Annotated in this window: 9 protein-coding genes and 1 pseudogene; 3 read left to right on the forward strand and 7 right to left on the reverse strand. The window is 70.7% G+C overall.

Annotated elements, in window-relative coordinates; all coding sequences use genetic code 11:
- Positions 1-2,158 precede the first annotated feature (2,158 nt).
- Positions 2,159-3,469 (reverse strand): M64 family metallopeptidase, encoded by a 1,311-nt coding sequence (locus ABD343_RS08180; RefSeq protein ID WP_344525654.1) that lies wholly within the window; start codon positions 3,467-3,469, stop codon positions 2,159-2,161.
- Between the two features lie 292 nt (positions 3,470-3,761).
- On the opposite strand from ABD343_RS08180, the gene ABD343_RS08185 reads away from it, so the two are divergent.
- A complete protein-coding gene (locus ABD343_RS08185) occupies positions 3,762-5,123 on the forward strand; it encodes a helix-turn-helix domain-containing protein (RefSeq protein ID WP_344526379.1) in 1,362 nt (453 codons plus the stop codon).
- Positions 5,124-5,503: 380 nt separating this feature from the next.
- Here ABD343_RS08185 and ABD343_RS08190 read toward each other — a convergent pair whose 3' ends face one another.
- Positions 5,504-6,994: a carboxylesterase/lipase family protein gene (locus ABD343_RS08190; protein WP_344525656.1), complete on the reverse strand. Its 1,491-nt coding sequence runs from the start codon at positions 6,992-6,994 to the stop codon at positions 5,504-5,506.
- A gap of 98 nt (positions 6,995-7,092) precedes the next feature.
- On the opposite strand from ABD343_RS08190, the gene ABD343_RS08195 reads away from it, so the two are divergent.
- A complete protein-coding gene (locus ABD343_RS08195; protein ID WP_344525658.1) occupies positions 7,093-7,692 on the forward strand; it encodes a TetR/AcrR family transcriptional regulator in 600 nt (199 codons plus the stop codon).
- A gap of 292 nt (positions 7,693-7,984) precedes the next feature.
- On the opposite strand, the gene ABD343_RS08200 is transcribed toward ABD343_RS08195, so the two are convergent.
- Positions 7,985-8,209, reverse strand: coding sequence for a Tn3 family transposase (locus tag ABD343_RS08200; RefSeq protein WP_344525660.1), 225 nt, complete (start codon positions 8,207-8,209; stop codon positions 7,985-7,987).
- 221 nt (positions 8,210-8,430) lie between these two features.
- On the opposite strand from ABD343_RS08200, the gene ABD343_RS08205 reads away from it, so the two are divergent.
- Positions 8,431-9,060, forward strand: a complete 630-nt coding sequence (locus tag ABD343_RS08205) for a DUF3887 domain-containing protein (RefSeq protein WP_344525662.1) — start codon at positions 8,431-8,433, stop codon at positions 9,058-9,060.
- Between the two features lie 411 nt (positions 9,061-9,471).
- On the opposite strand, the gene ABD343_RS08215 is transcribed toward ABD343_RS08205, so the two are convergent.
- The 4 genes and pseudogenes from ABD343_RS08215 to ABD343_RS08230 all read right to left on the reverse strand — a co-directional run bounded on the left by ABD343_RS08215 (position 9,472) and on the right by ABD343_RS08230 (position 11,928).
- Entirely contained in the window at positions 9,472-9,948 is a 477-nt protein-coding gene (locus ABD343_RS08215; protein WP_344526381.1) for a GNAT family N-acetyltransferase, read from the reverse strand.
- A gap of 111 nt (positions 9,949-10,059) precedes the next feature.
- Positions 10,060-10,734: pseudogene (locus ABD343_RS08220) on the reverse strand (methyltransferase domain-containing protein); the annotation flags it as partial.
- Between the two features lie 5 nt (positions 10,735-10,739).
- Positions 10,740-11,084 (reverse strand): ArsR/SmtB family transcription factor, encoded by a 345-nt coding sequence (locus ABD343_RS08225; RefSeq protein WP_344525664.1) that lies wholly within the window; start codon positions 11,082-11,084, stop codon positions 10,740-10,742.
- 340 nt (positions 11,085-11,424) lie between these two features.
- Positions 11,425-11,928 (reverse strand): GNAT family N-acetyltransferase, encoded by a 504-nt coding sequence (locus tag ABD343_RS08230; protein WP_344525666.1) that lies wholly within the window; start codon positions 11,926-11,928, stop codon positions 11,425-11,427.
- Positions 11,929-11,939 lie beyond the last annotated feature (11 nt).

An 11,939-nucleotide genomic window follows, 5' to 3' on the forward strand; every position in this document is an offset into this window, starting at 1 on the left:
GACCCGCAAGCACGCGGGCTCAACAGGTCCCACGTCCTGGACGAGGCCTATCGGGTGACTCTCGGGCAACTCGAAACGCGATGGGTGTGGGGCAGAGCGCGCCATGGCCACATGGAACACATGGATGATCCGATCGCCTATGCATCAATCGCCCCGTTCCTGGACCGCGCAGACAGCACGGTTCACTCGTTCCGTGACGAGCACGGGCTCGGTTCGAAGACCCCCGAACCGCGACTTCGGAGCAGAGACCAGCAGCCGCGGGGGCGCGGCCCGGCCAGTGCGACCCATGATGCGCCCTCCTCGCCCGGGCGCGCCACGGACAGCGCTTGAGAGCGACGGTCCATGAACGACCCGGGCCAGCACCGTGCGGCTGTGCGCCGGGGCCGATCGCCCCCCCGCCCCTGCGCACGGCCGCGGCCGACACCGCGACACGGCCTTAAGGCCCCATCGGCCCTGGCTAAGTGCGGGCGAGCGCGAAACGATGATGTCCGGCGAGGTGCGCGGCGGGCGCCTTGCCAGGCGTGACCGGCCGCCAACGGATGGCTCGTCGACGGCCGGTCGTGATCCGGAGCGCCTCTGGAGCCCGATTTCGCGCTCCGGATCACCCCGACCCGCGCCACCTTGCCACTGCGGGCTGCCCGGGCAATGACCCGAGAACCGCCGAGGCCACCCGCTGGCTCTGCGAGAGCGACCGTGAGTGGCTCGCCGCGTGGTGGCAGGAGGTCGCAGGCCTCCTGCCACGAGTCGGACAGGGCACGTGGCTCAGTACGCGGCACCCTGGAGAGGGTGGGCCCTGCCACCCGCGGTCGGGTCGAAGGCGACCGTGGTCCGGGAGGAAACCGAGAACCTGCCACGTACGCCGCGGTCACCCGCAGTCGCCCGCCGAGCCGACCTCACCCGGAAATATGATCCACACAGCCAGGGCGGGGCACGCCTTGCCGCTCACGCAGCCCGGCTATCTCAAGGACGCCTTCGGCTTGCTCGCCAGGGCCTGATCAAGGCGTTCGCCTTGTACGTGCTGCCCGGCTTCGGCTGAAGACGTCGCCTACGGGCAGCTCGCAGAGAAGCGGCAGGCTCGCCCGGCATCGTCTGACCGGAAGCCCAGCTAGCGACTGCTCGGACGTTCCTCCTCCGAGGAGCCTGCTCGGGGGTGCCTCCGGCTCTGTCCGATAGTCAGTTGCGCTTGATGCCAGGACGAGCCATCCCGGGGCGGCCGAAGGCCAGCGGGAAACGCTGCATCAGGGGCCTTTTGCCGATCGGCACGGCTCCGCGGGCCGCATGAGCGGGCGCCCCCGGCCGATCACGCGTGGCGCTGGTCGAGTATTCATTCCCGAGATGGTCACCGGGGGCTTTCGTCTGAGGGTTTGGCCTGCCTTCGCCCAGCCCGGCGCCTACCGGCTGCGCGCCGTCTACCAGGCACCCGACGGCTCCCGCATCGTCTCCCCACCGAGGCCTCTCCGCGTCCGCTACCCCCTGTCCGCCGCGGACGAGCAGGCCGGCGAGCTCCTCATGGGAGACCAGCAGGGCACGCTGCTCGTCCTTCTGGGCTCCGACAGCACCCACCTGCGCGCGGGCAACGACGCACTGGAATACCTCTGGCCGGAATCAGAGATCCCCATCACAGCCGGAGACGGGGGCGAGGTCGCGCACGGCGTCGGACAGCTCGACGAGCAATCGCACGTCTTCTTCCGGAGCCGGACCGGGCGGCAGAGCCAGAGCGATGGCGGGTACGCGACGCGAGTCACGAGCCGCTCCGCTGCGTACCGCGTGATGCAGGTGCCGGGCGAGAACGGCCGGCGGCACAACACGGAGTTCACCACCCCCGCGACCGGTGACGCGAAGGTGAGCGGGTCTTCGACGTGGCGTCGGGCGGCGCCCTTCAGTTCAGCGTCGGAGTCGAACTCGACCGCTCCGTGCAGCCCGCCGACATCGCTGTCGGGACGAAGGCAACGGCCAGCAGCGAGGAGATCAATCGGGTTCGCAGCCTGGGAACCTGCTGGGAGGGGGCGGCCTGCGGTCGCCCCCTCCCGGAACTGCTGGGCACACCACTCAACGGACACCGCGCAGGGGCCTGGCGGGCAGGACGCACAGGCTCCTGCGCGACTGTCGTCCATGCCGGGGGGGGAAGACTTCCGCCCGACCTCCTACCGGCAGGGGGTCAGCGTTGGACGTTCCACTTGAGTGTGCCATTCAGGAGCTCACGGAGTTTCGGGTCGCGAACCGCTTCGGTCGGGTCTGAGGCCCGCACGGTCACGGCGTGCGTACGACCGTCGTCGGGGACCCTGAGCGTGCCGGGGGTGACCGAACGTTCGCCGCGGGCCTTGCGGACCTCATCGCCGTCGACGTACCAGCGCACGCGTGCTTTCTGGGATGCCTCGATGCGTATGCGCTTGTCGCCGCGCAACTGCCGGTTGGTCGAGGTGGTGCTGGTGACGGCGGGGGCGTGCTTGTGGAAGCCAGCGATCATGGCCTCGCGGCCGGGGAGGTTGAACTCGCGGCCGAGGGTGCGCATGATCGAGTTCTCGGTGGGCCGGTTGACGCCGCGTGCGCAGCAGCCGCCGCCCTCGAATGTGCCTACCTTGCCGCCGTCCGGTGAGTCCTGGCCCAGCCAGCGGTACCACTTCGTCCGCTGCGCGGCCATCTGCTCGGCGCTGAGTGTGGAGAGGTTGGGCTCGGTCGGCTCGGGGCCGGTGTGCCGGCCTTCGCCGTACCAGTATTCGTCGGCGAGCTTGCCGAAGGAGTGGCCCGACTCGTGCACGACGAGCTGGACGGCCTGGGCATTGTCCGAGGACGCGGTGGCGATGCCGTCGTATCCGGACGGCGAGGAGATGTTGTTGTAGCCCGCGCCGCCATATTTGGTGGTGTTGCTCAAGACGATGACGAGGTCGGGGTCGGCGGCCTTGCTCGCGTAGGCCTCGACCTTGTTCTCGTCCACGCACAGCAGCCGCTCCATGTTGTCGCACCAGAAGTACGAGCCAAGGGCGGTGTTCTTGCGGACCTCGCTGGTCGGATCGCCGGAGACGCCGGAATCCTGCGAGTGGGCGTCGACGGCCCAGACGTTGAAGAGGTCCTTGTACTGGGCGTACGGCTCGACCTTGGCGACTTCCTCCCAGTTGCGGCGCACGTCGGCGTGGAAGTCCTCCTGCTGGCCGGCGGTGTAGCCGTCACCGATGAAGACGACGTCGACCTTGGCGTCGGCCGGCCCGGCCTCCTTGATCGGCACGACATCGCCATCGCCCTTGATCTTGTTCTGCTGCTTCTTGGTGAGCGGGGCGGACGCGGGGATGCGTGCGTGTCGGGGGTGACCGCCCGGGCCGTTGGCGTATTCGACCTCGACGCGGTCACGGGACGGGGAGCCGCCACGGTCGTCGTCGGACCGAGCGGAGGGGGCGCCATCGCCCCATTCCTGGCCCGCGGCCACCGGGGCTGTGACGGCGAGCGCCGCCACGAAGGCGATACCGGCGGCCACGGTCAGCCGAGTGCGGGACTTCCTGGGTGCGGGTCTGGGCATGGGAGACCTCCGTGAACTGCGCGGACGCGATCAGCGGCCCGCGCATTAAATGTGGGGGTAATCACGCTTAATGCCTTGGTTAACGTAGAGGTCGGCGGAGTCCGAGGGCAACGCTCGGGCATAAGGTGGCTGTGACGATGGCGAGTTCGCGCCATGCGCTTCCGTGCCCTGCACCACAGACCCGCAGGGCACAGCTCGGCGCCCGACCTGATGGAGGAGGCAAGAGGTGGCGAGAAAGCAACCTGCCGGCATACGGCCTGACGAGCCCACCGCCATCGGACGGAGAGTTCTGCAGCTTCGGACCGAACGGGGCCTCACCCAACGGCAGTTGGCCGAGCCCGCGTACACGCCCGCCTACATCTCGACACTGGAATCGGGCAAGGTGCGCCCCTCCGAGGCAGCACTGCGGCACGTGGCGGCACAACTCGGCGTCAGCCCCGAGGAGCTCGCCACCGGCCGCCCGGCGCACCTCGCCGCCGACCTGCGACTGCGACTCACTGACGCACGGCACGCCCTGGCCACCGGGGCACCCGAGGACGCGGCTGCGCTCTTCCGGTCCCTGCGGGCCGAGACCGTCGAGCACCGGCTCCCCGACGAAGAGGCGAGCGCACTCCTCGGCCTGGGTGACTGCCTCTTGGAGACCGGCGACCTCACCGAAGCGCGCCAGTGCTTCGGAGAGGTCGAGCGGCTGCTCGCCAACGAGCCGCTGACCCGCCGGGTCCCGGCCGTACGGGGACGTGCCGCAGCCCATCGCCTCGGCGGCGAACTCCGCTACGCCTGCTACCTGCTGGAGACCACCCTCGACGAACTCAACGCATCCGGACTGCACGACCCCGACGCACTCCTGCTCCTCTACACGGCATCCATCGCGCCCTACCTGGACATGGGCGCACGGGTCCGCGCCGGACGCGCCGCCGAGCTGGCGCTCGCACTCGCGCCGCAGGTGGACGACCCGGTACTGCTGGCCGGGATGCACCGCGGCGTGGCCCGCACCCACATCGCCCAGGGCCGCATCGCCGAAGCCGACGCCTCGCTCACAAAGGCCCAAGAGCTCTACCAGCAACTGCACATCCGCACCGACCTCGCGCACTGCCACTGGATGCGCGGCTACGTGCACGCCCAGCACGGCGACCTGGAACGCGCCGAGAGCGAACTGTGCACCGCCCGCGCCATGCTGGCCGCCAAGCGGGCCGCACTCTTCACCGAGCAGGTCGAAGTCGAACTCGCGGACGTGCTGCGCCGCCGCGGCAAGACCCAGGAAGCCGAAGAGCTGCTCCGCCCGCTCCTCACCGCACAGAGCCCGGACACCGGATCGCTGCGCACCGGACGCGGCGCCGTGCACGCGGGAGCGGCACACCGTCTGCTCGGCCTCATCGACGAGCAGCGCGGAGACGACCCCGCGGCCGAAGAGCACTACCGTGCGGCCCTGCCCCTGCTCGAAGCCGCGGACGCCGCCGGTGACGTCGCCGACCTGTGCCGCCTCCTCGGCGATCTGCTGCGCCGTGCCGGACGCGTGGAGGAGGCCCTGGACACTTACCGCACCGGCCTCGGCCACCGGGCCACACCTGGCACGACAACACTGGGGCCCGTGCCTGCCAGCCCGCCGATGTGAGCATAAGAGCTTGGTGACGCGTATGGGTGAGGCCCCAGGGACGGTAGCGCGCCCGCTCTTACGATCCCAGTGTCGCGGCCCGCCGGGCGCCCCCCCGCCCCGAGATGCCGAGCAGCTTGGGACTGAAGCGCCGCCGCCCGGCCGACCTCGTCCTGCGCATCTGCGCGATAAGCCCTGGAACCCGTCCGGGCCCTGGCCGGGATCATCTGTGACCTGGGCCCTCCCCCGTCGGCCTCTTCCGGCTCTTGATGTCGTCCGTCGCCCTCGGGCGGGATCTGATGCCAAGCGGGCCGGGTGTTGCCTGGCTGTACGCCAATTCGCGCTGTCCCCGATGGGCAGGTGTGTGGCGGCGTCGCGGTCGTAGGAGCCGACCCGGACCATTACGAATGATCGAAGGGGGCGGGGAAGTCGCCTTCCCAGATCTGGCGGGATGCCTGTTCGGGGTAGGGCAGAGTCTTCGACTCGGCGTCCAGGACGCGGGTGAGGTGCCCGCCGGGCCGGTGGGCGGACCAGCCCGCGTCGCCGGTGGTGACGAAGCGAACCCATGCCTCCTGGAGTTCGCGGGAGAGCGCGACGGCCTCGGGCGTAGGCTCCTCGCCGATGAGCTGGGTGCCGACGGGGCTGTCCAGCGTGCCGAACGCCAGGGGCACGTCGAGGCTGTGGCAGGCGCCCAGGATGCCGTCGAGGGCCGGGGCCACCCAGCACAGTTCGAACAGGTACGAGGTGCCGCCGGCTGCGGCGTTCGCCTCGGCCAGCTTCTGTGACGGCATGCGGAAGAGGGCGTCGGAGTACACCGTCTCCACCAGCTCCTCCGGGCCTGCCTGCGGGAACGCGGCACGGTAGGCCCGGGCGCCGTCCGGTTGCGGGGCGAGCAGTTCCAGGGCTGCCTCGGCGTCCTCCTCGGTGAAGGTGCCGTGCCGTCCGCTCATGACGCTGAAGTACCGGAATTCGTCCCGGGTGTGGCCGACGAGCAGTTCGGTCCCGCTGGCGCGCGCGCCGGTCAGCGCGGGCCAGGGCGTTTCCGGGAGGACCTCGCCGTCGATGACGGGGCACAGCGCGGTGCCGGTCTCCGTGAGGCGTCCCCAGCTCTCCCGGTGCGCGTGGAGGCCGGCGTTGAAGGAGGTGAGCTGGGCGGCCAGGTGCCACGGGTCGATGTCGCGCAGGGCCTCGGCGGTGGGGGCCGCCGCGCCGAGCCGGTCCGCGAACGCGGCGGTGACCTGCCGTGCCAGCGCGGGGGTGCTGTGCAGCCCCGGCACAGAGTGGGCGATGGCCCGCCGGAACAGGCCGCGCGCGGACTTCATCGTCAGCAGGGCGGCGACCGAGCCCGCCCCGGCGGACACCCCGCCCACGGTGACCCGGCCGGGGTCGCCTCCGAAGGCGGCGATGTTGCGCTGCACCCACTCCAGCGCCGCGATCTGGTCGAGGAAGCCGCGGTTGGGCGGCGCGTCGTCGAGGAACGCGAATCCCTCCGCGCCCACACGGCAGTTGAGGGTCACCACGACGACTCCGGCCTCGGCCAGCGCTGCCGGGTCGTACATCGGGTCGCTCGACGCCGCCGAGAGGTAGCCGCCCACGGGGATCCACACCAGCACCGGCAGTCCCGCCGCGCCGGGATCCGGAGTGCCGACGTTGAGCGTCAGCCAGTCGGTGCCCTGCGGGGGCACGTCGATCGGCAGGGACAGCGGCACCACGGGACCGAACTCGACCGCCTGCCTCGTCCCCTCCCAGCGGTGCGGCGGCGCGGGCGCGGCGAAGCGGAGCGCTCCGACCGGGGGCTGGGCGTAGGGGATGCCTCGGAACACCGCGTGCCCCTGCCGACGGCGCCCCTGCACCACGCCTTCCGTGGTCCGTACCTTCGGCTGTTCGGACATGACGATTCCCTCCCTCGGGCGGACCCCAGGATTATGGGTCAGGTGTATTATGTCGACTGTATTGGAAAAGTCCTGGGGTAGCGAGGGACGGGCTGGCGATGCCGAAGCAGGTGGATCACCGTGGACGCCGCGAAGCGATCGCCCGCGCACTGTGGCGGGTGGTGGAGCAGCGCGGCGTCACACATCTGACGATGCGCGTGGTGGCGCAGGAAGCGGGCATGTCACTCGGGCAGCTCCAGCACTACTTCGCCTCCCGGACCGCCATGCTCTCCTTCGCCATGGATTTCGCGTCCGAGCAGACCTCGGTGCGCGTACGCCAGGGGATCGAAAAGCTCGGTGACCGTCCGCACCCCCGTGACGTGCTGCGACTGACGCTCGCGGAAATGCTCCCCCTGCATGCCGATGCCCGCGCGACAAGCCGGATGAGCGCCGCCTACGTCCTGGAGGCGCTGCACGACCAGGCCGTGCACGAGCAGGCGCGCCGCGGCCTCGTCCAAGGGCGGGCCCTCGTCGAGCAGTTGGTCCGCCAGGCGATCGCCGACGGGCACATCGACTCCGGCCGCGACCCGGCGACCGAGACCAACCTGCTCCTTGCCCTCACCGGCTTCACCCCCCTGATCGAACTCGCCGTGATCGAGCCCCCGGACGCGCTCGCCGCGATCGACGTGCATCTGGACCGGCTGTTCAGCAGCACGTGACCTGCCCTCCCCCCGGACGTCGGGCAGGCGGAGACAAGATCAGCTCTAGCGCGGGCCACGGCGCCTGGCATCGGTTGGCCGGAGACTGACGCAACGGTCGGCAGCCTTGCCGTCTCAGCCCGCCGGGCGCCGGTCCTGCGTCGCTGGCTGTCGGAGCGTGGACGGGGCGGCCGGGGCGAGGCCGAGCCGCCGGTCCCTCTCCAGCCGGACAGCGCCTCAGGGCTTGATGTTCGGCCAGGACCTGCTGGAGGAGCAGAGCGTAGACGTGGACGAGGGCGGACTGGAGCAGGTGTCAGCGCGGGCATCGACGTCTCGGCGCGCTCCTTGCCCGGGCGGTCAGGGCGCCGTCCTTGCCGTAGTGCAGCACGGTGTTCGCCGAGTTCCACTTCTCCACGGCCTGGAGGCCGCCGTGGATCTCGCGGCGCAGATCGGGGCTGGCGAGGTAGCCGCAGGCGAAGGCCGTGGGTACGGCGCGGCCGAGTTCTTCGAGCGCCTGGAGGGGCGAGCCCAGCAGCACCTGGAACGGGCGCCGCTGTCTGAGAGGTCCTAAGAGCCTGTGTCTGATCTCAATGGCTCACGAGTTGCACTGGTCACTTGCGATCGCAGCTCATGGGACATCGTGATGTCGTCACAGTCCTGCTTTCCGGGGCCCATAAAAAGTGGCCTCCCCTGCCACGGGAAACCGAATCTGGCGCGTAAAGGGTTCCTTGACGAGACATGTAAAGGCATCCTTGACGCATGCCCGATCCCTCGCCGTCTCTCTCTGCTCTAAGTGCCCTGCTTGCTGAGCAGGGCACAGCCCTGGCTGCTTCGTTGGGCAGCCCGGTGATCCCGCCCGCCTACCTCGACCTGGTCCGATGTGCCCAGGATGTCGACGTTCTGGCCGGGCAGGTACTCACGCTGTGCGTGCAGCGGTGCCGGGACGCCGGTCATACCTGGCAGGAGATCGGCGACCTTCTCGGAGTCACTCGCCAAGCCGCTTTCCAGCGGTTCGGCAAGACCATCGATCCCCGAACGGGAGACCCCATGGACAAGACAGTGCACATGGCCGACGCTGCGGAACGCGCCATCCAGGTCGTCACGGACGTCCTCGAAGGCCGCATGGCCGAAGCGAGGCGGTCATTCAATGCCGAGGTCCTGGCGGCATTCACCGACGAGGTGCGGGGCACGTCCCTGGCCTCCGTCGCCGGTCTCGTCGGCACATTCGAGGGTCTCGGCGAGCAGGCGCCGTTCGTCCGCCGCATCGGCGACCATACGGTCGTCGACATCCCACTGCGCTATGAGGCCGGTGGTATGAAGGCCCGCGTTGCGTTCGACGCGGACGAGAAGGTCGCCGGAATCTTCTTCCTCACACCCGAGACTCCGTGAGCGGCTGCGTCCGCCCCCCCCCCCGGTACTCGTCAGGTCCGATGGTCCGGAGCCTGGTCAGGCCGCGTGGCGTCACGTAACCGTGGGCGACGTCACGGCGCTCGGCGGGACGGTTCCTGCGGCGGGTAGGGCGTCGGGTCATGAGGGTTATGGCAGCCCAGGTGATCAGTGATTCGCTCATCTCGGGCAGGCGTTCGTGGTCGCGGCAGTGACGGCGGGCTCGCATGACCCACGACCAGGAGCGTTCTACTGCCTGGCGACGGGAAAGGACGACGAAGCCTTTCGTGTGTCCAGCGACTTGAGCGCGAGCCATTAGTGCTGGGCCGAGGAGGAGAAGATCGGTGACGATGGTGAGGTGACGTGACTGCCACGATCGCCCGATGAGCCAACGCTTCCTTCGCTTCCGGGCTCTCAGCCGATCAGCGGGCTGCGGCGCTCGATGAGCACCGTGTCCCGCCACACGCCATCCTGCCGCGCGATCCGCTCGCGGCGCCCGACCTGACGGAAACCGGCCCGCTCGTGCAGCGCCAGGCTCGCGGTGTTCTCCGGGAAGACGCTGGATTGCACCGTCCAGATCCCTGCCGCCTCGGTCGAGGCCACCAGCGCCTCCACCAACGCCCGCGCGACGCCCTTGCCGCGCGCGGCCGGGTCGACGTAGACGGAGTGCTCGACCACCCCCGCGTACACCGCCCGCGCCGAGACCGGCCCGGCCGCGACCCACCCGGCCACATCGCCGCTGGCCTCCTCGACGGCCACGTACCGGTGCAGGGGCAGCTTCGCCCTATCGAACGCCTCCCAGGAGGGCGGCTCGGTCTCGAAGGTCGCCTCGCCCTCCTCGATGCCCGCCCGGTACAGCTCCAGCACCCGCCCCGCATCCGCTTCCCGCATCGGCCGCAGCGTGTAGCCGTCGGGGGCGGCAGGCCTGACCGCCTGCACGAGCGCGGAGTGCAGCCCTGCGCCGGCGTCGGTGGTGGGCGTGACGCGGATGTGCGTGAAGCCCGCCGCGAGGAGCTGCGCGCGGTACTCGTCCGCCGTCAGCGTGCCCCCGGTGCACCCCACCTCGCGCTCCGCCTCGGCCCGCTCCTGCGGGGCGAGCCCGGGACGGGCGAGGACGTCGCTCACCGAGAAGCGGCCCCCGGAACGCAACACCCGGTACGCCCCGGCCAGCACGCGCGGCTTGTCGGCGGACAGGCTGAGCACGCAGTTGGAGAGCACCACGTCCACGTGCCCGTCCGGCAGCGGGACTTCTTCGATACGGCCGTGCAGGAAGCGGACGTTGTCCACCCCGGCCTCCCGCGCGTGTTCCTCGGCCAAGGCGACCATGCCGGGGGTGGCGTCCAGGCCGTAAGCGAGTCCGGTGGGGGCGACCCGGCGGGCCGAGAGCAGGACGTCGATGCCGCCGCCCGACCCCAGGTCCAGCACCCGCTCCCCCGGCGCCAGTTCGGCGACGGCCACCGGGTTCCCGCACCCCAGACTCGCGCGCACCGCCCCCTCCGGCAGCGCTCCGGTGGCCGCGTCCCCGTCGTACCCGGCGACCCCGAACCGGCCCGCGGCGAAGGCCTCCTCTCCGCAGTCCACCACCTGCTCCCCCGCCCGCGCGGCCTCGGCCAGCGCCCCGTAGCGTGTCGTCACCTCCGTGTGCGACTGGTCATCGCCGGACGCGTGCTGGGCCATGGTGATCACTCCTCGCAGGCCTCGGGGCCGGGCGGAACGGGTGCGGGACGGCCCATCACCACGTCAGCGGCGGACGGGAAGCAGGTCACGCACGACTCGTTGATCCGGAAGTAGCCGGCCGTCCCGACCCGCTCGACCCGCACGAAACCCACCTCGGCGAGCTGCTTGAGGTGCGCCGAGACCGTCGACTGGCTCACCCCGACCGCCGCCACGATCTCGCCCACCGTCATCGCCCGCCCGCACCGGGCGAGCAGGGAGACCACCTGGATCCGGGTCGCATCGGCCAGCACCTTGAACCAGGAGGCGTACTCCTCGGCGGTGGGCCGGTCGAGAGGCTCAGCATCTTTCATCGTTCATCGACGATAAACGATGAAGCGCGACGGGAACAGAGTTACGCACCGCCTCCCGCTGCCGCGGAGGCGACTCCCGTGACGCGGAGAGCTGGTCGGCCTGTCCGACCGCGGCTGGCTACGGAAGCTGCCCACACGTACGTTCACCTCATCGAGGCCATGGCCGCCTGACCCGGCTGTCCCCGGCGACTGTTGGACTGGCGTGAAGAGAACCAGGAGCACGCCGAGGAGCAGCGTTCGATGAGGTTGCGGCGTCGGTAGGCCGTCCGGTCAAGGAGGCAGCGGCTCTCGCGTCCGCGGAGGCGGCCGCCACGCGTCCGGTCCCGGGGAGGCCGGAGGTTCACGTGGGGGCGGTGAGCGAGATCCAGAGGTCCGGCGGCTCGTCCGGGCAGCCCGGTACCGGCCTGCGTTCCTCCGTCCACGTCCACGCGTCACCGGCGAGTTCACGGGCGGCGCGGCGCCAGAAGGGGCCCGCGGCGGGATTGGTGTCCTGGAAGGCGACCTCCCATCGCCCCGGATGCCGGGCCACGAGCTGCCGTACGGCCGTCAGCCCGACCCCCGTTCTCCGCGCCCCGCGCACCACGAAGAACGCGGTCAGCTCGTACGCCGGGCCGGGGCTGCGTTCCACGAGCGCGAGTCCGGCGGGGCGTTCACGGACCGTCAGGAGATACGGGTCGCAGGTCTCGTCGTCGAGCGCCGTGCGGAGCCGCTCGCTCTGAAAGGTCCCGTCGGGGTCGGGCAGGTGGCCGTTGAACTCCGACATGTCGTGGCAGCACAGCAGCCAGAGCCGCTCCAGTACGGGCTGGTCGGCGGCGTCCGCGCGCCGTACGCGTATCTCTTCCATGGGCGCGCCCC

Origin of the sequence: Streptomyces albiaxialis, from assembly GCF_039530985.1 — a bacterium.
Lineage (GTDB): Bacteria > Actinomycetota > Actinomycetes > Streptomycetales > Streptomycetaceae > Streptomyces > Streptomyces albiaxialis.